This window comes from Pseudomonas nabeulensis (assembly GCF_004682045.1).
In the GTDB taxonomy this organism is placed as follows: Bacteria; Pseudomonadota; Gammaproteobacteria; order Pseudomonadales; family Pseudomonadaceae; genus Aquipseudomonas; species Aquipseudomonas nabeulensis.
The window spans coordinates 14979-36079 of record NZ_QUZT01000045.1 but is presented as its reverse complement, the minus strand read 5'-3'; the positions used below and the strand labels follow the sequence as shown (position 1 = coordinate 36079).

General features: G+C 60.6%; 13 protein-coding genes. 11 read left to right on the top strand and 2 right to left on the bottom strand.

Annotated features, from left to right (window positions below; translation table 11 throughout):
* Nucleotides 1-59: 59 nt before the first annotated feature.
* The gene (locus DYL61_RS21410; RefSeq protein WP_135309982.1) at nt 60-4463 is read right to left on the bottom strand and encodes a DUF4329 domain-containing protein; all 4404 of its coding nucleotides are present in this window, start codon (nt 4461-4463) and stop codon (nt 60-62) included.
* A gap of 259 nt (nt 4464-4722) precedes the next feature.
* Here DYL61_RS21410 and urtA point away from each other — a divergent pair, with 259 nt between their 5' ends.
* The 5 genes from urtA to urtE all read left to right on the top strand — a co-directional run bounded on the left by urtA (nt 4723) and on the right by urtE (nt 10395).
* The gene (gene urtA, locus DYL61_RS21405; protein ID WP_105695220.1) at nt 4723-5988 is read left to right on the top strand and encodes an urea ABC transporter substrate-binding protein; all 1266 of its coding nucleotides are present in this window, start codon (nt 4723-4725) and stop codon (nt 5986-5988) included.
* 130 nt (nt 5989-6118) lie between these two features.
* Nucleotides 6119-7621: an urea ABC transporter permease subunit UrtB gene (urtB, locus tag DYL61_RS21400; protein ID WP_135309981.1), complete on the top strand. Its 1503-nt coding sequence runs from the start codon at nt 6119-6121 to the stop codon at nt 7619-7621.
* Nucleotides 7621-8700, top strand: coding sequence for an urea ABC transporter permease subunit UrtC (urtC, locus tag DYL61_RS21395; RefSeq protein ID WP_135309980.1), 1080 nt, complete (start codon nt 7621-7623; stop codon nt 8698-8700). Before urtB ends, urtC begins: the two co-directional genes overlap by 1 nt.
* 11 nt (nt 8701-8711) lie before the next feature.
* A complete protein-coding gene (gene urtD / locus DYL61_RS21390; protein WP_135310000.1) occupies nt 8712-9563 on the top strand; it encodes an urea ABC transporter ATP-binding protein UrtD in 852 nt (283 codons plus the stop codon).
* A gap of 133 nt (nt 9564-9696) precedes the next feature.
* Nucleotides 9697-10395 carry an urea ABC transporter ATP-binding subunit UrtE gene (gene urtE, locus DYL61_RS21385; RefSeq protein ID WP_135309979.1) on the top strand — a complete coding sequence of 233 codons (699 nt, stop codon included), beginning with the start codon at nt 9697-9699 and terminating at the stop codon, nt 10393-10395.
* A 40-nt stretch (nt 10396-10435) separates the two neighbouring features.
* On the opposite strand, the gene DYL61_RS21380 is transcribed toward urtE, so the two are convergent.
* A complete protein-coding gene (locus DYL61_RS21380; protein WP_135309978.1) occupies nt 10436-16351 on the bottom strand; it encodes a DUF4329 domain-containing protein in 5916 nt (1971 codons plus the stop codon).
* A 268-nt stretch (nt 16352-16619) separates the two neighbouring features.
* Here DYL61_RS21380 and DYL61_RS21375 point away from each other — a divergent pair, with 268 nt between their 5' ends.
* The 6 genes from DYL61_RS21375 to ureC all read left to right on the top strand — a co-directional run bounded on the left by DYL61_RS21375 (nt 16620) and on the right by ureC (nt 21084).
* Nucleotides 16620-17459 carry an urease accessory protein UreD gene (locus DYL61_RS21375; RefSeq protein ID WP_135309977.1) on the top strand — a complete coding sequence of 280 codons (840 nt, stop codon included), beginning with the start codon at nt 16620-16622 and terminating at the stop codon, nt 17457-17459.
* A 148-nt stretch (nt 17460-17607) separates the two neighbouring features.
* The gene (locus tag DYL61_RS21370; RefSeq protein WP_010213535.1) at nt 17608-17910 is read left to right on the top strand and encodes an urease subunit gamma; all 303 of its coding nucleotides are present in this window, start codon (nt 17608-17610) and stop codon (nt 17908-17910) included.
* Nucleotides 17911-17919: 9 nt separating this feature from the next.
* Nucleotides 17920-18432 (top strand): GNAT family N-acetyltransferase, encoded by a 513-nt coding sequence (locus DYL61_RS21365; RefSeq protein WP_135309999.1) that lies wholly within the window; start codon nt 17920-17922, stop codon nt 18430-18432.
* Nucleotides 18433-18437: 5 nt separating this feature from the next.
* A complete protein-coding gene (locus DYL61_RS21360; protein ID WP_135309976.1) occupies nt 18438-18971 on the top strand; it encodes a GNAT family N-acetyltransferase in 534 nt (177 codons plus the stop codon).
* Nucleotides 18968-19273: an urease subunit beta gene (locus DYL61_RS21355; protein WP_135309975.1), complete on the top strand. Its 306-nt coding sequence runs from the start codon at nt 18968-18970 to the stop codon at nt 19271-19273. Before DYL61_RS21360 ends, DYL61_RS21355 begins: the two co-directional genes overlap by 4 nt.
* Nucleotides 19274-19383: 110 nt before the next feature.
* On the top strand, nt 19384-21084 hold the full coding sequence (gene ureC / locus DYL61_RS21350; RefSeq protein ID WP_135309974.1) for an urease subunit alpha: 1701 nt from the start codon (nt 19384-19386) through the stop codon (nt 21082-21084).
* Nucleotides 21085-21101: the final 17 nt, after the last annotated feature.

Below are 21101 nucleotides of genomic sequence, written 5' to 3'. Positions count from 1 at the left end.
TACTCAACGCATGCTCGACCACCTGCGATTGCTTTTGGCGTTACATGGTTAGGCCGACGTCACAACTCGTCTTTCGCGGGAAGCGGAAATGAAGGGCTCAACCACTGCTGCAGGCTCGCCCCCAGCCGATCACGCAGTCGCCAAAAAACCCCGGCGTGAATCACCCGCAGTTCGCCGATGCGCGCCAGTTCGGTGATCACCCGGGAAGGCACGGGTGCAAGGTGTGTATAGCCGGTGGAGGGCGACCATTTGAGGGCACTGTCCAACAGGTTGTATTCCTCGTTGCTGAACTGCGGCACGTAGCTGAGCAACGCACCGTCACGGGTAGAAAGGTAAAAACCGCTGATCAACAGCCCCTTGGCCTTCAGGTTGTGCACGTAATACCCCAGCTCCCGCCAGGACACAAAGTACTGCCGGAATGAAAGCTCGGCAGCACTTGGCGGCTGGTCGAGCCCGGCATGGAACACCGTATGCGCAGCGATCAAGCGATAGCCCTTCGGCCAGGCGCCTTGCTGCAGGGGCTCGGCGATTGCAGAAGGGAACCCCTGGTCTTCCACCGGCAGCACGGGAAGACAGGTGCTGGCGGTCGGGTTTTCCAATAGCGCGCCCAGGTACTGCTTGCCGGAAAAGGCGCCGATCAGGTGGTGGGCGTAATGCGCCGCATCGTCGCAATGGGCGTGGATCGGTCCCAACGCCCATTGAGGGGCAGCCAACGTGGCCATTGAGCGCCCGGGTTGCCATTGGCTGCCTACCCGCCCCAACCCTGGCCAATTCGTGCTGGACTGAAGGATGTCAAGGTCGCCCGCCGCAGCCATGCGCCGAATGAAATCACGTGGACTCAACAACCGATTACGCAGGTTGAGAAGGTCGCTGTACTGAGCAAAACGTGCATCCCGCACTTCAAACTTGAGCAGTGCACCGTCGGCACACGACAGGTACAACGGCAGGCTTGCACGCGCCTGAGTAGCATGAACCACGGCCAGTGCCGCCTTGAGGTCACGCGGGGAAAACAACCCGTTGAAAATCTCGTCACCGGCCTGCATTCGCCCTGCAGGGTAGAACTCTCCACCCAGGGGGATGCACATATACAGCCCGGCCATGTCATAGCGATGAGGATAACCGGCATCGCTGAACACTCGGCGATGACCAAACCCCAGGCCCGCCGCGGCCACAGGCAATGTCGCCACACAGTGACCGTTTTGCAGGGATTTGAGCAGGTACCCGAAGCTGAGCTCGGAACGCAGCGTCACCTGCTGATGAACGTAACGCGCAGCGTCGTCCGGCCGCGTGCAGAGCGGGCTGCACGCCGGGTCGTATTCAGCCTGGGTCGCCGTCGTCGGTGCAAACGGGCGCCAGTTGGAAACCGGGCCCCGCGCGCCCCACATCGCACTGCCTTCCACCACCCGCAAGGTGAAACTTGTGGCCACGCGGTTGACGTATTCCGCCGGGGTAAGCGTTCCCCCGCTCAAGCGTTGTTGGAGGTTACCGAAACGCCAGTCATGCCGGTTACGCGGACGGGTCACCAGGTCTTGCGAAGTGACCGGTGGATACTTCACCCGAGGCGTCGCCAACAAACTGATCAGCGAACCGTCCGGCCCCAGGACGTAGTACGTCAGGCGCTCGTCGGTTGCACCGATGGCTTGGGCCAGCACCCTGGTGGAAACCATGTTGGCGTACACCGTCGCTTGCGTCGGCGTCAGCAAAAACGGCGCGGGCAGCGCGAGCCTTGAGTGATAGCTGGCGACCACCGACATCCTTACAGGATAGAGCCCCCGGCTCACCAGCTCATCGGGAAACACCCAGGGGGTATCGAACACTTCATCGGGCACCAGCACCGGTTCGGTAGCGGTAAACCAACCATCATCGCGGCGCAGAATGACGCCCCCATAATGGGCCGCCCGATCCACCGGCACGCGGCCGCGCACATAGCGGGCGGCATCATCCATCGTTAGAAAGGCCGGGCCCAGGCGCCGCCGCTGGAGGTGGGCGTAAGGCTCCCACTGCCCTGACACCTTGCCGATGCGGTCCCAACAGGGGCTTTCGCGCAGCACCCGCAGGTCGCCTCCTTCGGCGACCTGTCGCACGAACTTTAAGGGCGTCAACGTACCGTAACTCAGCTTGGCCAGGATGTCCTCGTAGGTTTCGCCCGTGCTTTGCGCCTCAAACAACGCTTGAGTGGACGGTGACCTGTACCTCAACAAGGCACCCTCGGGCGGAGCGATGTAGATCATTGCACCGTTGGTCGAAACGGGCGTGTCATCGCGGCTCTGGGTGATGGCAATGCTCAAGTCATCGGGCACGATAAAAAAGCGTTCGAGCCAATTCAGCGAACCGCTGCCCGCCCACTGCCGCGCATAAAAAACCCCACAACACGCGAACCCTTCGGGCACCGCATTGCTGGAGACACCGGGCAGGGAAAGCAATGGGGTTTTCTGCGTCGCGGGGATCAACTCGCTGGCGACATAGGTCTCTGTGGTCTGGTGCTTGAAAATGAACGCGAAGTACAGATAGGCATAACGCAGGTGCGCGCGCAGCGGTTGCCTGCGATGCAGGTCCAGGGCAGCAGCATCGGCGCTTTCGAAGAGTGCGCCGTAGCTCAGTTCGTCTGGCCGTTGAAACTCGAATACCCGAACAAAAGGCGCCCAGTCGTTCTCAAGCTTTTCTGCCGGCCCCCACAACGCGGTGACGGTCAACACGCGCAGGGTGCCGGTTTCAGCCAACGTCCTGACCCGCTCAGAGGGTGTTCCCTTTGGATCACTGGCGGTGCTGCCCGACTGATAGACAATCAGGCTCTCCGGGGTGCCGGACAGATAGGCCGGCAGGCCGGATTGATGAATGGCGCCGACGTCCCCGGGCGTAAACATCTGGCCATTCAGCTCCTGCTCCTGATGTGCCCACGAGCCTGCGTCAGCCTGCATCGACAACGCCACGCACGAGGCATAACGCGCGATGAGGCGATGCCCCTGCGACACAATGATCGGCACGCCCTGGCGGTCTTTCGGGTAGCCACCCTCAAAGGCGAACGGATTCTGACTGACAGGCGCTGGCTCGGTGATCACATAGCGGCCGTCTGTACGTTGCAGGACCAAGCCGGCGAAGCGTTGATCGCGCCGCCCACCGATGCTGGCGTGGGCATGCCGCGCGGCATCGTCGGCCGTCAGGAAGGCCCGACTCAAGGGCGGCAGAGCGAGATTTGCATAGGGTCGCCACAGGGCATCCACTACACCAGGGCGGTCCCACAGGCGGCTGGTTTTCTCGACGCTCAACTCGGCCGCGTTCGCCACTTGCAAGACAAATGCACGGGTCAGCAGACCACCGTTGTGCAACTGCGCCTGCAAGTCCGACTCTTGAGCCAGCAGCCGTGACTCCTCGGGCGAACCGGAAAAACGGTAGCGCAGGATGGCTTCGTCACGCATGCGGATAAACAGTGAAGCACCCAGGGTCGATGGCGAATCGTTGGCGTAGCCGCGGAACCGCGCAATGTGTTGCGCCAGCTCCCGCGGGCTGATGAAGTTCTTGTACAGCCAGGCCTCAAGGTCGGGGTATTGGCCGGGCAGCGGGCGGGAATGGATGTAGATACCGTGGACATGGAAGCCATCCGGCAAAAGACGAAGGCGCTCATTCCCAGGCGTGATCAACAACGGTTCAGAGGGAATGTAACCCGCCGCCCTTGCATCTTGCAGGATCAAAACCTGTTGGCGCAGCGTCGGGCGCCGCTGGATTTTCGCCCAGGCGTGGGTCAGCGCCTGCTCGCGAGTCGTGAATACCGGACCGCAGGCCAATGGAAGGGCTGGCGCAGTAAACGGTTTATACGGTTGCCAATCCGTAGGCACATCGCCCACAGAGCCCCCCCACGACGGGCTGGACTCCACGAAACGCAACGTCCCCACCGACGCCAGTTTTTTGTAGGCGCCTTCCAGGGTCCCATCATGCGCATGAGGTGAGGTCCATGCTCCAGCCTCTGCCAACCAGCGAACATACTGCTGCGCAGCCTCCGACGCGCTGCTCTTGTAGCGCAGCAGTGCGCCGTCCGGTCCTGACAAATAGGCATAAGGCAACGTCAACCGCTCGCGGTGGTTGAACAGGATGTCTGGCTCGGAATAGAAACTCATGAACGTTTTGACTTGCTGCACAGACCATTTCGGGTTGAGCTGTTGCGTGCTGACCAGCGTATCGGGATGGGAATGCAGGCTGGCGACAAGGATGTAGCCCGGTGGCTGGAGAAATTCGCCATTGGCACTTTCGCGGTCGAGCAACAGAGTGTAGTCAAACGTCGCACTGCGGCCCGCGACCGGTTCGGTTGCCACGTACAACTGATCGGCGAGACGCTGCAGAATCACGCTGCCGTACTCCTTGTCACGCCGATTGTCGATGCGTTCGTGAACGTAGCGCGCCGCATCATCGGCGCTGATAAAGGGCGGGCTCAGCGGGCCGAGCCGCGCATGGCCTTGGGAGACACTCATGGGAACACCTTGGAGGCAGGATTCAAAAGTACCCCATCCTGAACACGTCACAGTGCCGCTGGCGTTAGATAATTAGCCTGCGCACCAAGACAGTGCCCCGCCTGCACCACGCCCCGAACCGGGCGCCGATTCGGTGCGGCAAGACTGCACCAAACACCGCCGAACGCCCTGAAACAGGGCCTGCGCAAAGCAGGCACAGCCCTTGCAATCGCCCTGGTATCTGTCCAACAACACCACTCGGGTTCTCGGAGATCGCACCATGAAGCGTCGCAGCTTGATCAAGGCTTTCACTCTTTCGGCATCCATTGCCGCCATGGGCATGACCTGGACGATCCAGGCCGCCGAGACCATCAAGGTCGGCATCCTGCACTCGCTGTCCGGCACCATGGCCATCTCTGAAACATCGCTGAAAGACATGGCGCTGATGACCATCGACGAGATCAACGCCAAGGGCGGCGTGAACGGCAAGATGCTCGAACCGGTGGTTGTCGACCCCGCGTCCAACTGGCCGCTGTTCGCCGAGAAAGGCCGCCAGCTGCTGACCCAGGACAAGGTGGCCGTGGTGTTTGGCTGCTGGACGTCGGTGTCGCGCAAATCCGTTTTGCCGGTATTCGAAGAACTCAACGGCCTGCTGTTCTACCCGGTGCAATACGAAGGTGAAGAAATGTCGCCCAACGTGTTCTACACCGGTGCGGCGCCGAACCAGCAGGCCATCCCTGCCGTGGAATACCTGATGAGCGAAGAAGGTGGCGCGGCCAAGCGCTTCTTCCTGCTGGGCACCGACTACGTGTATCCGCGCACCACCAACAAGATCCTGCGTTCGTTCCTGCATTCCAAGGGCGTAGCCGATAAGGATATCGAAGAGGTCTACACCCCGTTCGGCCACGCCGATTACCAGACCATCGTCGCCAACATCAAGAAGTTTTCCGCCGGCGGCAAGACGGCAGTGATCTCCACCGTGAACGGCGACTCCAACGTGCCGTTCTACAAGGAGCTGGCCAACCAGGGCTTGAAAGCGACCGACGTACCGGTGGTGGCGTTCTCCGTGGGCGAAGAAGAACTGCGCGGCATCGACACCAAGCCGTTGGTGGGCAACCTCGCCGCGTGGAACTACTTCCAGTCGGTGGAGAACCCGGTGAACAAGAAGTTCGTCGCCGACTGGAAAGCCTACGCCCAGAAACACAACCTGCCAGGCGCCGACAAAGCCGTGACCAACGACCCGATGGAAGCCACCTACGTGGGCATCCATATGTGGGCGCAAGCGGCCGAGAAAGCCAAGTCCACCGACGTCGACAAAGTGCGTGAAGCGCTGGCCGGGCAGACGTTTGCCGCGCCGTCGGGCTTCACCCTGACCATGGACAAGACCAACCACCACCTGCACAAACCGGTAATGATCGGCGAGATCCAGGCCGATGGGCAGTTCTCGGTGGTGTGGCAGACCGAAGAGCCGATCCGTGCCCAGCCGTGGAGCCCGTACATTCCGGGTAATGACAAAAAGCCTGACCACGCCGTCAAGAGCAACTAAGACCCCTGTGGGAGGGGGCTTGCCCCCGATAGCAGTGTGTCAGGCAAAACACCTGTCACTGATCCACCGCCATCGGGGGCAAGCCCCCTCCCACAGAAAGCCAGTCCGCGCATGATCAGGACATTTTGTTATGCCTACTGCCCTCCATCGCTTCATCCTCGCCGCCCTGTTGTTGCTGCCTTTTGCAGCACACGCCAGCGACGCCGAAGACTTCCTGTCCGCCAACCCCAGCCAGCAAGCCAAACTCCTGCAAGACTGGGCCGCCCAGCCCGACCCGGCACGCATCGAGTTGGTGGACGCCCTGCAACAAGGCCAGCTCACGCTAAACGGTGAAACCAAGACGGTTCGCCTGAACAACCGCCTGCGCAGCCTGATCGACAATGCACAAGCCAGCCAGCAACTGCTCGCCGCCGACCCCAAGGTGCGTTTGGCCGCAGCGGTGACCCTGCAAAAAAGCGCACAACCGGCGCAGCTCAAATTCCTCGACCAGCAAGTCGCCAGTGAGACCAACGAAGACGTGCATACAGCGTTGAGCCTTGCGCTGGCCAACCTGCAACTGGTCGACCCCGACCCGTCAGTGCGCCTCGCCGCCGTGCGCTTGCTCGGCGGCACCGGCGACCCGCTGGCCCGCACGCGCCTGGAAGCCTTGCTCGCCCCCGGCGTGGAAACCGATGCCGCGGTGCACACCGCCGCGGAGACCAGCCTGGCACAGGTCAAACGCAAACTGATGCTCGGCGAAGTCCTTGGCCAAGCCTTCAGCGGTATGTCCCTCGGCTCGATCCTGCTGCTGGCGGCCCTGGGTTTGGCGATCACGTTCGGCCTGCTCGGCGTGATCAACATGGCCCACGGCGAGATGCTGATGCTCGGCGCGTACTCGACCTACGTGGTGCAATTGATGATGCAGCGCTACGTGCCGCAGGCCATTGAGTTCTACCCGTTGATCGCGTTGCCGGTGGCGTTTTTCGTCACCGCCGCCATCGGCATGGCGCTGGAACGTACGGTGATTCGCCACCTCTATGGCCGTCCACTGGAAACCCTGCTGGCCACCTGGGGCATCAGCCTGATGCTGATCCAGCTGGTGCGCCTGGTGTTCGGTGCGCAGAACGTCGAAGTGTCCAACCCCGCCTGGTTGTCAGGCGGCATTCAAGTGCTGCCCAACCTGGTGCTGCCGTACAACCGCATCGTGATCATCGCCTTCGCGCTGTGTGTGGTGGTGCTGACCTGGCTGCTGCTGAACAAGACGCGCCTTGGCCTCAACGTGCGCGCCGTCACCCAGAACCGCAACATGGCGGCCTGCTGCGGCGTGCCCACCGGGCGGGTGGACATGCTCGCGTTTGGCCTCGGCTCCGGTATCGCCGGTTTGGGCGGTGTCGCCTTGAGCCAGATCGGCAACGTCGGCCCTGACCTGGGCCAGAGCTACATCATCGATTCGTTCCTGGTGGTGGTACTCGGCGGCGTCGGCCAGTTGGCCGGTAGCGTCATGGCCGCGTTTGGCCTGGGCATCGCCAACAAGATCCTGGAACCGCAGATCGGCGCCGTGCTCGGCAAGATCCTGATCCTTGCGCTGATCATTCTGTTTATCCAGAAACGCCCGCAAGGACTCTTCGCACTGAAAGGACGGGTGATCGACTGATGAACCAGCCATTGATGCTCACGGCCACACAAAAGGCCGGCCCCAAGGTGACGATTGCGGTCGGCGCGGTGATCCTGATCCTGCTGCTCACGCTGCCACTGCTTTCACTGTTGTCGCCGGAGAACCCGCTGCATGTGTCGGCCTATACGCTGACGCTGGTGGGCAAGATCCTCTGCTACGCCATCGTCGCCCTGGCGCTGGACCTGGTGTGGGGTTACGCGGGGATGCTGTCCCTCGGCCACGGCCTGTTCTTTGCCCTCGGCGGTTACGCAATGGGCATGTACCTGATGCGCCAGGCGTCCGGGGATGAGTTGCCGGCGTTCATGACGTTTTTGTCGTGGACCGAATTGCCCTGGTATTGGGTCGGCACCGAGCACTTCCTCTGGGCCATGTGCCTGGTGGTGTTGGCGCCGGGTTTGCTGGCGCTGGTGTTTGGCTTCTTCGCCTTCCGCTCGCGGATCAAGGGTGTGTACTTCTCGATCATGACCCAGGCGCTGACCTTTGCCGGGATGTTGTTGTTCTTTCGTAACGAGACCGGTTTTGGCGGTAATAACGGCTTCACTAACTTCCGCAGCATCCTGGGCTTCGGCATTACCGAACCGGGCACGCGGGCGGTGCTGTTTATCGCAACGGTGCTGTTGCTGGTGGTCAGCTTGTTTATCGGTTGGCGCCTGGCCCAGAGCAAGTTTGGCCGGGTGTTGACCGCCTTGCGTGACGCGGAAAACCGCCTGATGTTCTGCGGCTATGACCCACGCGGTTTCAAGCTGTTCGTATGGGTGTTGAGCGCCGTGCTGTGCGGCCTGGCCGGGGCGCTGTATGTGCCGCAGGTGGGCATCATCAACCCCAGCGAAATGTCGCCGACCAACTCCATCGAAGCGGCTGTGTGGGTCGCCCTCGGCGGGCGTGGAACCTTGATCGGCCCGCTGCTCGGCGCTGGCGTGGTCAACGGCATGAAGAGCTGGTTCACCGTGGCCTTCCCCGAATACTGGCTGTTCTGCCTGGGGGCGCTGTTCATCATCGTCACCTTGTACCTGCCCAAGGGTGTGATCGGCCTGCTGAAAAAACGAGGTGAATCATGAGGTATCTCGAGATGCGCGCTGCCGGTGCCGCCGCCGAATTCATGCTTGAACCGATCCTCGATGGCGGTAGCGGCCGTGATGCTATCGGTCTTGGCCAGGCCGCAGGCAAGGGCCTGAATACCCGCCACGGCACCATCCTGAGCCTGGAAGACATCAGCGTGAGCTTCGACGGTTTCAAGGCGCTGAACGACTTGAACCTGTACATCGGCGTCGGCGAACTGCGCTGCATCATCGGCCCCAACGGCGCAGGCAAGACCACGCTGATGGACGTGATCACCGGCAAGACCCGACCCAGCCACGGCACCGCCTGGTTTGGAGAAAACCTTGATTTGACCGGCATGAGCGAAGTGCAGATCGCCCAGGCCGGCATTGGCCGCAAGTTCCAGAAACCCACGGTGTTCGAAGCGCTGAGCGTGTTCGAGAACCTGGAACTGGCGCAGAAGACTGACAAATCCGTCTGGGCCAGCCTGCGCGCACGCCTGAGCGGCGAGCAGAAAGACCGTATCGATGAAGTGCTCGACACCATCCGCCTGACCGCTTCGTTGCAGCGCCCGGCCGGGCTGCTGTCCCACGGCCAGAAGCAGTTCCTGGAAATCGGCATGTTGCTGATGCAAGACCCACAACTGTTGCTGCTGGACGAACCGGTGGCGGGCATGACCGATGCCGAAACCGAATTCACGGCCGAACTGTTCAAGCGCCTGGCGGGCAAGCACTCGCTGATGGTGGTGGAGCACGACATGGGTTTTGTCGGTTCGATTGCCGACCATGTGACGGTATTGCACCAGGGCAGCGTGCTGGCCGAAGGATCGCTGGAGCAGGTGCAGGACAATGAGCGGGTGATCGAGGTCTATCTCGGTCGCTGAGCCAGACAAGGGCTTGCTTTATGTGGGAGCGGGCTTGCTCGCGAATGCAGTGTGTCAGTCAATGCATCTGTCACTGATCCACCGCATTCGCGAGCAAGCCCGCTCCCACAGGGGAATTGAGGAGGGGTTTAGAATGTTGCAAGTCGAGAAATTGCACCAGTACTACGGCGGCAGCCACATCCTGCGCGGGCTGTCTTTTGATGTGAAAGTCGGCGAAGTCACCTGCCTGCTCGGTCGTAACGGCGTGGGCAAGACCACTTTGCTCAAATGCCTGATGGGCTTGCTGCCGTCCAAGGAAGGCGCGGTGAATTGGGAGGGCAAGGCCATCACCGGCTTCAAGCCGCACCAACGCGTGCATGCCGGGATCGCCTATGTACCTCAGGGCCGGGAGATATTCGGGCGGCTCACCGTGGAAGAAAACCTGCTGATGGGCCTGGCACGCTTTCCCGGTTCCGAAGCCAAGGAAGTGCCGGCATTCATCTACGAATTGTTCCCGGTGTTGCTGCAAATGAAACATCGCCGTGGCGGCGACCTGTCCGGCGGCCAGCAGCAACAGTTGGCCATTGGGCGCGCGCTGGCCAGTCGACCACGCCTGCTGATCCTTGATGAGCCCACCGAAGGCATCCAACCCTCGGTGATCAAGGAGATCGGCGCCGTCATCAAGAAGCTCGCCGCCCGTGGCGATATGGCGATTCTGCTGGTGGAGCAGTTCTACGACTTTGCCGCCGAACTGGCCGACCAGTATTTGGTGATGTCACGCGGTGAAATCGTGCAGCAGGGCCGTGGTGAAAATATGGAAAGCGAAGGTGTACGCGGCCTCGTAACAATCTGAACGGCCAACCACTTGATCCCAGCACCAGGCAACCGCGCAACTATGCCGGTAACTTGCGCAGCGTCTGCAGCAATTGTGTCCCTACATGGCTGCGAGGCTGCCAGAACCGATCGGGCTCCAGTATGGACAAATGCCCGGTGGTCGCCAGCGTGCTGATGACTTCGCTGGGCGTTGCCCTGGGCTTGTCGGTTTGCGGATCCAGCCATCCAAAGAGCAACATCTCCTGCTCGCTGCGCTCATAACTGGGCAGGTAAACCAGCAAGGCGCCGTTACGGGGGGTGAAGTAATAGCGAGCACCCGCCACGGCATCCTGCCGGAGCATGCCGACAAACGCGCGAAAGTCCTGCTGAGCGATGAAATTATCGGCGAGCGCCTCCTGATAGCGGTCGTCAAAACGTTCGCGTGCAGCATCCCGTTTATTGATTTGCTGCACCCCGATCACGTTGAAGCCCTCAGGGTACCTACCGGGACTCATCGGAACCGATGTGTTCATGACCCCGAAGAAGAGCCGCTGATAGGCTAGCGTGAACATCCGGCTACCCACGGGCACGATCGGGCCATTGTCTGGCACGGGCTCAGTGACCAAAAACGTATCGGCCGCCGCATTGGACAACACTGCACCTAACCATGCTTTGTTCGGATCACTATGGTAGCGGCGCCACGGGTAGCGGGCAGCGTCATCGGCGTGTGAAAAAAATGGACCCAGAGGCAGACGCTCTTCAGCACCCGGCACATAAACCGAGGCCCTTCGTGACACCCAGGTTGATGACACCACGCCTTGAGTCGCCCAGATTTCTCCGGTGATCAATACCTCCAACTTGCCCGAGCGGGCGACCTGGCGTATGTATTCGTCAGGGTTATACGGTCCATTGAGCTTCCTCACGAAAGCCTGCAGCCGGTGTTCATCACTCCAGTCGCTGTCGATGGCCGTTGCACGATAGCTGAGCAGTCCGCTGTCCGCACACGATACGTAGAGTGGCAAGTACTGGTCATCCCGCACCAACGCCCACAGCGCCGCACGAAGTACGCCAGGCGGGATAAAACTGCGGTAGACCTCGGATGCTCCCAGTTCTTCGGGTTGGTGTGCCGGTGCGCACAGGTACATTCCCTGAACGGTCCAGCCCAATGGTAACTGGCCGCGTGAAAACGTTTTGCTCAGCGAAAACTTCAGGTCTTCCCCGCTGACGGGCAGGCTGGCCATCCATTTCTTGTTAGATGACTTGAGCAGAAAACCAAACGTCAACTCCAGGCGCTCGCCAGCCTGCCCATGAACATATCGCGCCACATCATCGATATGACTGAATACCGGGCTGCACGCCCGGTCCGCTTGCACGTGGAGGCTGCGTTCAGGCGCACTGAAACCGTGACTCGGTAGCCAGCCTCGGGGCAACAGCTGCGCAGTCCCCCACAGTTGGCTGCCTTCTACCACCGTCATCGACGCGACCTTGAGCACTTGGTTGATAAACGCCGTTGGGCTCATAAGCCCGTCGCGCAGTTGTTGTTGGAGGAGGTTGCTCTTCGGATCATGGGGCGTTTGAGCGGAAGGGGCCAAGGCCACCTTAAGCTGCTGAAGGTCCAGTGCCTGCTGAAGCTGTTGCGCAGTACTGAGCAGATCGCGGTTCAAGTCATCGCACGTGAAGCTGATCACCGAACCATCCAAGGCGAAAAGGTACTCATGGCTCCACAAATGATTGCAATCGAGCGCCTTGCCCAAGACCTCAGTGGTGAACATGTTGCGGTAGACATCCAACGCCTCTTTGGTCAGCTGGAAATCCGGCAGCCGGTCCATGCGGGTACGGTAACGCGCCGTCAGTTTCAGGCCCGGCGCAAGCCAGTCCTGGCGTACGTCCTCATCCGGCAGGATGTTTTTCGGATCAAAATTCTCGCTGGTCACAGGCAGCGGCTCGGTCGCGACATACAGGCCGTCAGCTCGCCTCAATACCAACCCGCCATACAGCTGATTCGGCAGGTCGACAATCAACGTGCGCACATAACGCACCGCATCGTCCTGACTGAAGAAGGCAGGGCTAAGGGCCCGGCGACTGAAGTTCGCATAAGCGATCCAATCCACGCTCAACTTGCCCGTTTCATCCCAACATTCATTAGGTACAACGACACTCAGCCAGCACAACGAAGCAACCCGTCGCACAAATGCCTGGGGCGTCAACTCTCCACTGGCTAACAGCGCATGAACATCTTGAAAGCTACCGGAGGGATGGCGTTCTGCATCGAACAATCGGGTCGAGATCGGTGTTTGGAATCTGAGCAGAGCGTTGTCCAACGTTGAAATAAACACCGGCAAGGTGACGACCGAACCCTCATCACGCCAACGCGTAGCGGTGCGGAATGCGCTGTACAAATCAGCAGACGAGATGAAGTGCGAGGCCAGCCAACGTTGCTCTTTGGATAACGATTCAGGCATCCATTGGCGAGCATAGAACAGGCCATGCAGTTGGAAGCCTGGGGGGTAAAGAGCCCCTCCGTCATCACCGGTCGCAAACAGGCTTGTTGTATTGAATAGTGGTTGCTGGTTATCACACGGAACAGCTTGGGACACGACATATTCGTCCTTATGCTCATGTTTGAGCACAAAGCTGAAATGTATTTGCGTCGACTCATAACCACGCGCCCGGCGCGCATGGGCGTCCATCACCGCTTCATTAGCACTGGAACAAACCGCACCGAAGCTCACTTGCTCGGGGCGCTCGAACGCTTTTGCGCTCGGCATCGCTTGCCAACGATCAGGTAATTGTCCGGCAACGCCCCACAGTCGACTGCCCAGCACAATACGCAACCCCGTACGCGCCAGTTCACGAACCCAGGCCTCGGGGCGTAGCTCTCCGCGGGTTCGTTGCTTGTCCAGCTGGCTGCCCTGCGGCCCAGGCGCCAATTTGGCGAGCAGTGCCAACTCAGCAGCAGAGCCACTGAGGTCATAGGCAAGCAGCGCGTCTTCAGTACTCGACAGGTAAGCCACACCGATCAAGTGGCGGTTGCTGATCAGACGATGCAACTCAGGGTCGGTAAACAGCTGCCATTGCACCGCCGCCTCGGTCCTTGACCAGCGGTAATGGTCCATTCGCGTCGAGTCCCTCAGCGACACCGCTCGGCAAGAGGCATATTGCCCATACAGCACATAAGGCTGCGGCAAGATGAGCGTGCCAGTGTGGTCGGTCGCAAAAACGCCCTCTATTGCAAACCTATCACCCATTCGACAAGGCATCGGCAGGGTAGCGACAAAGCGCTGATCGAGGGTCTTGAGAATGAACCCGCAGTACTCAGCTTCACGCTCGGAACCGATCTGCTCATGAGCAAAGCGTGCGGCGTCATCCGCAGAGAGAAACGGCGCACTGAAGACCGGTACGGGATAACGCGCAAAAGGTTGCCAACGCTCATCGACCGGCCCCTCGACGTCCCACAACGTGCCTGCCCGTCGAACCGAGAGCGTGCCAGCTGCCGCGACACGCCGGACAAATTCAATGGCGGTCAATCTACCGGCGACCAAGGCTGCCTCAAGGCCGTTATCGGTGACGGCCCCGGTAGGCGTGACACCATACAACTGGCCTTCCAGGCCGGTCGCAGAAAACTCATATTCGAGTTGCGCACCATCGCGGGTGCTCAGGAAAAACCGTCTAATCGTCGCGGCCGGCTCGCGGGACGCGGCAACCGCCAGTGCCAAGTCAGCCGGCGACACAAAACTCTCGTACAACCAATGCTGCTTCTGTTTCGAGCCCAAGGGTGGACGTGATACGTACAGCAGCGCATGTATCTCGTACCCGGCCGGCAGCATCAACTGCCCATTGGCATCGCTGGAAAACACGCGCTGGGGTGAAAACTTCGGTAACGCAGTACCTGCTGAGTTTGCGTCGACGCAGGCCACTACGTATCGCTCAGCGTCTTTGTTTTTGAGCATGAAACACAGGCGTGGATCACCTGAGAGGGCTTCGAGCTGGTCCTGCCCATATCGGGCTGCCGTCAGCGCGTCTTGAAATACCCAGCTGAAGGCAGGTGAGGCCGGCGACGGGGCAACGAAGGGCTGCAAAGGAACCCAATCCTCAGGCACCTTGCCTTGACTACCGCGCCACACCTCACTTGAAACCAAGACAGAGAATTCACCAATACGCGCCAGCTTCCTCACCGTTTCAACAGGGGTGCCATCATAGCCATCCATCTGTAGCTTCAACATTCCGGTACGCATTATTTCGTTTACAAGGGTACTGAAGGCGTCTTCACGCTCCGATCCACTGCGCACATATTTGACCAGGGAGCCGGAGGCACCTGAGTAATACAGTGCAGGAATTTTTTGATTGCGAGCCGTCATGCTCGCTGTTTGGGCATAAACAGGAATCGAGATGTACAGTGCGGCTTCATCGTCCGGAGCAAGCCGATTCGGTCCAGCGCCAGCTGGCAAATTGCGCCGCACGACGTCGAATTGATCTGTAAGCGCGATGAAAAACCCAGCAACCCGGTAATCGGGCGGCAAGAGCGGCTCAGGCCCGACAGTACCGTCATACCTCAACCCCAACTGCACGCTAAAATCAGACTCGCGGATAGGAGGCGTCGACACGAAAGTGCCGTCGCTGCGCTGCAAAACATAGCCAAGCACGTCATCAAGTCGATCACGGATTCGGTCATGCAGATAACGAGCGGCATCGTCCGCAGTGATAAACGCAGGACTCATGGAGGCGCTCAGCACATCGAGTAGAGGCTCCAACGGCAATGTGTTCCCGGTGATGCGCCAAGCACGGCCAGCCTGCAGAACCCTCACTTCACCGATGGCGGCCATACTCTCGACGAATTGGCGACCGGTCCGGCTTTTATCCTTCAATTGCGCCTCGACAGCGAGGCCGTCCGCCCCCAGGAAGCCGGCTTCCTCGTCCGTCTTGGAAAAGCGATAGGACAGCAGTGCTCCGTCAGAGGTACGCGTCACTAACTGGAGTCCGCGCTCACTGTCATACAGCTTGGGGCTTTTACGCAACTGCACGGCCGCAGCAGCAAGGAGCGCGGGGGTAAAGAAGTGCGGGTGCTGCCAGGCCTCGGGCGGGGCTTGTCGACAATACAAGGTACTGATACGGAAGTTGGACGGCAGCCTTACACCACCGTCCGGGCGCAGGGGGAATAGTTGCTCCGGCGGCGTCAGCACCCTGCGCTCCCAAGCCTCAACCGGCACTACATAGTGCTCTTTGCCGATGGCTTTTAGCTGGTAGCCGAATGAAGGGGCTGTGCCCAACGCTAACACGTCGCTCAAACCTGGATGGGTGGTGATCTGTTTGAAAATTGGCGGCGGCGTCCCCCTGCTCAGCGGTACACCCAGCCTCCACCTGTTGCCAATACGCCCGGGGGCTCCTCCCCATGCAGCGTTGGCAACCACGACGCGCAACTCTCCGGCGTCAGCAACAAGGGGGATGTAATCCAGGAAAAAGTTGAGCGCCGCGCGCTGCTCAGGCGATATACGAACAACCAGCTCACGCTCCTTGAGCGAGCCGCTCGTCACATACTTGAGCAGCGCGTCCTGCGTTCCAGACAGATAATGGGCAGGTACGACGGAGCCGTACTCGATGATTAGATGCATGTCGGCATACGAGAACATGCCAATGTATGCGGAGTAAGCCTCGGCGGGTACAGAGTCGCTCTGAGCCGTCATGTCGGGCGTCGGGTGGGAATGGTAAAACGCATACGCCGCGTAGCCGTCAGGGAGCACTAACTTGCCCTCGTCGTCGACGTCAACCGCATTGCTTATCTTGAAATCGCGTGCTGCGCCTCGTCTAGGCACAGAAGCAAAAAAACGCCCGTGTCTACGAAGAATCACGCCGCCATATTCAACGTCGCGCTTATTGCCAATGTGTTGATGAGCCCAAAAGGCCGCGTCGTCCGCGTTTATGAACGGCCCTTCCAGCGCCATCGCTTCTTGTGCCTTGGGTGTCCCTTTATTCGGGGGGGGATGCTTGTCCTGTGCCATTACTCACTCCATTAAATCCAACGGGTCAATGTGGATATCTTCCTCCCCCCCTTGTTTTTCGCGCACTACAATGGTGCCGCAACACCACTTCGCACCTGAATGGCGCAATCAAAACGAACATGGCTCGCCCCGCATGCCTGATATGCCTTCATTCAAAGCAGGCACAGCCTTTGCAACCAAGCCAGTACAAGATGGAACCTGCAAGGCGAGAACGCATGCGCTGTCGCCGCGCACTAATCTGTGGCATTCCTTTTGATAAGCACTGCTCATGAACCTGCCCGTTACTCCTGCTCTGTTCACCCCCAGCTGGCACGCCGAGCTGGAGCTCGGCTATGCGCGCTTCGGTGACACCACGCGGCCAGTCATGCGCCGCCACCTCGGCCCGTTGCGGGTGCAAAAACACCTGTACGCCGAAGGCCCCGAAGTGTGTCAGCACATCATCGTGCACCCGCCTGGCGGCATTGCCGGTGGTGATCGCCTGGATATCAGCGCCCACGTCAGTGCCGGTGCCTGGGCACAGTTGACCAGCCCCGGCGCGGCCAAGTGGTACCGCGCCGGGAGCCCTGCGTTTCAGCAACTGGACCTCACCGTAGAAGCCGGCGCCACGCTGGAATGGCTGCCTCAGGAAACCATCGTCTTCAGCGCCGCCCAAGCCGAACTCACCACGCGTATCGAATTGCAGGGTGATGCACGCTTGTTTTACTGGGATGTGGTTGCCCTGGGCCGCCCGGCCAGTGGTGAGCGTTTTGAGCTGGGCCACTTTCAATCGCACCTGGATATTCGCCGCGACGGCCAGTCGCTCTGGCACGAACGCCAGCGCGTCAACGGCGGCGACGGTCTGCTCGACTCGCCGATTGGCCTGGACCGGCAACCGGTGTTTGCCACGTTGTTGCTCACGGGCGAGATCGATCCCGAATTACTCGAACAATGCCGCGCCCTGCCCCATGCGGTGCGCGGTGATCTGACCCAATTGCCGGGCTTGCTGGTGGCCCGTTGCCTGGCCAGCGAAGCGTTGTTGGCAAGGGCATGGTTGATCGACTTATGGAAATTGCTACGCCCAGCCGTGCTGGGCCGGGAAGCCGTTTCACCACGAATCTGGAGCACATGAAGATCAAAATGTGGGAGGGGGCTTGCCCCCCGATGACAGTGGATCAGCCACCATCTGTGTTGCCTGACACACTGCAATCGGGGGCAAGCCCCCTCCCACATTGGATCTCTGGTGTATTTGAGAATGTATTTATGAAGGACCTTGAACCATGGACCTGACCCCACGGGAAAAAGACAAACTGCTGATCTTCACCGCAGGCCTGGTGGCCGAGCGTCGCCTGGCGCGCGGTGTGAAGCTCAACTACCCGGAAACCATCGCCTACATCTCCGCCGCGCTGATGGAAGGTGCCCGTGATGGCCGCACCGTGGCTGACCTGATGCACTTCGGCACCACCCTGCTCAGTCGCGAACAAGTGATGGAGGGCATCCCGGAAATGATCCCGGACATCCAGGTGGAAGCCACCTTTCCCGACGGCACCAAGCTCGTCACCGTCCACCAGCCGATTGCGTGAGTTCCCATGATGATTCGTGACGCAACCCAGAACGATCTGCCGGCGATCCGTGGGATTTACAACGACGCCGTACTCAACACCACCGCCATCTGGAATGAACAACCGGTGGACCTGGGCAATCGCCAGGCCTGGTTCAGTGCACGGCATGCCCAGGGTTATCCGATCCTGGTGTCGGTGGAGAACGATGAGGTTACCGGCTACGCCTCGTTCGGCGACTGGCGCCCGTTCGAGGGTTTTCGCTACAGCGTGGAACACTCGGTGTACGTGCGCAGCGACCAGCGCGGCAAAGGCGTAGGACCGCGCTTGATGGAAGCCTTGATCGAACGCGCCCGCGCCTGTGGCAAACACGTGATGGTCGCCGCCATCGAAAGCGGCAACCAGGCCTCGATCCGCCTGCATGAACGCCAGGGCTTCATCACCACCGGGCAAATGCCCCAAGTGGGTATCAAGTTCGGCCGCTGGCTGGACCTGACGTTTATGCAGTTGGCCTTGAACCCGGGCGCCGAACCGCCCAAGGAGTGACGTTGATGAACACCGCGCAACTGCGTCGAGTCAATGCGGAAAGTTTTGCCCATTACCGTTTGGGGTTGGTTGAGCTATTGCTGGATGCGGTCGAGCACGGTGCTTCTGTCGGCTTTATGGCCGACTTCGACGAAGCCCAGGCCCGCGAATATTTGCGTGGCGTGCAGGCCAGTATCGAAGACGCCAGCCTGTTGCTGTGGGTGGTGGTGCGCGATGAACACGTGATCGCCAGCGTGCAGTTGGCGCTGTGCCAGAAAGCCAACGGCCTGAACCGCGCCGAGGTGCAAAAGCTGTTGGTGCATACCAGTGCGCGCCGCCATGGCCTGGGCCAACAATTGATGAATGCCCTGGAACTCGCCGCCCGCCAGCACAAGCGCGGCCTGCTGTACCTGGACACCGAAGCCGGTTCGCCGGCCGAAGCCTTCTACCAGTCGCTGCACTACACCAGGATCGGTGAACTGCCCGACTACTGCCAAAGCCCGGACGGGCGTTACACCCCGACCGCCATCTACTTCAAGACCCTGGGGCAACCTGCATGATTCCTGGTGAATATCAGATCCAGCCTGGCGACATCGAACTCAACGTGGGTCGCCGCACGGTCACCCTGAGCGTGGCCAACAGCGGCGACCGGCCGATCCAGGTGGGTTCGCATTATCATTTTTTCGAGACCAATGACGCGCTGACCTTTGATCGGGTGGCGAGCCGTGGCATGCGCTTGAACATTCCGGCGGGGACGGCAGTGCGGTTTGAGCCGGGGCAGAGTCGGGAGGTGGAGTTGGTGGATCTGAGTGGCGGTCGCCGGGTGTTTGGGTTTGCCGGAAGAATCATGGGTGACCTTTAGGGCCTCATCGGGGGCAAGCCCCCTCCCACACTTGAAATACATTCCCCTGTGGGAGGGGGCTTGCCCCCGATGGCGGACTCACATTCAACACAAAATTTTGAGGCACACACATGAAAATCACCCGCCAAGCCTACGCCGACATGTACGGCCCCACCGTCGGTGACAAGGTCCGCCTGGCTGACACCGAGCTGTTCGTCGAAGTCGAACAGGACTTCACCGTCTACGGTGAAGAAGTCAAATTCGGCGGCGGAAAAGTCATCCGCGACGGCCAGGGCCAGAGCCAATTGCTCGCCCATGAAGTGGTCGACACGCTGATCACCAACGCGCTGATCATCGACCACTGGGGCATCGTCAAGGCCGACGTCGGCCTGAAGAACGGCCGCATCCACGCCATCGGCAAGGCCGGCAACCCGGATATCCAGCCTGGCGTGACCATGGCCATCGGCGCCAGCACCGAAGTGATCGCCGGCGAAGGCATGATCCTCACCGCCGGCGGCATCGACAGCCACGTGCATTTCATCTGCCCGCAGCAGATCGAAGAAGCGCTGACCAGCGGCGTTACCACCATGATCGGCGGCGGCACCGGCCCGGCCACCGGCACCAATGCGACCACCTGCACCTCCGGCCCATGGCACCTGGCGCGCATGCTCCAGGCCAGCGATTCGTTCCCGATGAACATCGGTTTCACCGGTAAGGGCAACGCCAGTTTGCCGGGGCCGCTGATTGAACAGGTCAAGGCCGGTGCCATCGGTTTGAAGCTGCATGAAGACTGGGGCACCACGCCGGCGAGCATCGACAACTGCCTGAGCGTCGCCGACGAATACGACGTGCAGGTGGCGATCCACAGCGACACCCTGAACGAATCCGGTTTCGTCGAAACCACCCTCGCCGCGCTCAAGGGCCGCACCATCCACACCTATCACACCGAAGGTGCCGGTGGCGGTCACGCGCCGGATATCATCAAGGCCTGCGGTTTCCCCAACGTATTACCGAGTTCGACCAACCCGACGCGGCCGTTCACACGCAATACCATCGACGAGCACCTCGATATGTTGATGGTCTGCCACCACCTCGATCCGAGCATTGCCGAAGACGTGGCCTTCGCCGAAAGCCGTATCCGCCGCGAGACCATCGCCGCCGAAGACATCCTGCACGACCTCGGCGCGTTCTCGATGATCAGTTCCGACAGCCAGGCCATGGGCCGTGTGGGCGAGGTGATCACGCGCACCTGGCAAACCGCCGACAAGATGAAGAAACAGCGAGGACCGTTGCCTGGCGACGGCCCCGGCAACGACAACTTCCGCGCCAAACGCTACATCGCCAAATACACCATCAACCCGGCGATCACCCACGGTGTGAGCCATGTCGTCGGCTCCATCGAGGTGGGCAAATGGGCCGACCTGGTGCTGTGGCGCCCGGCGTTTTTCGGCATCAAGCCGACCCTGATTCTCAAGGGCGGCGCGATTGCCTCAAGCCTCATGGGCGACGCCAACGCATCGATCCCCACACCGCAGCCGGTGCATTACCGTCCGATGTTCGCCAGCTTCGGCAGCTCGCTGCACGCCACCAGCCTGACCTTTATCAGCCAGGCCGCCCAGGACGCCGGCGTGCCCGAAGCCCTGGGGTTGAAGAAGCAGATCGCGGTGGTCAAGGGATGCCGCGACGTACAGAAAACCGACCTGATCCACAACGATTACCTGCCGGATATCGAGGTGGACCCGCAGACCTATCAGGTCAAGGCCGACGGCGTGCTGCTGTGGTGTGAGCCGGCGGATGTACTGCCGATGGCACAGCGCTACTTTTTGTTTTAACGACGTCCCGCCCCCTT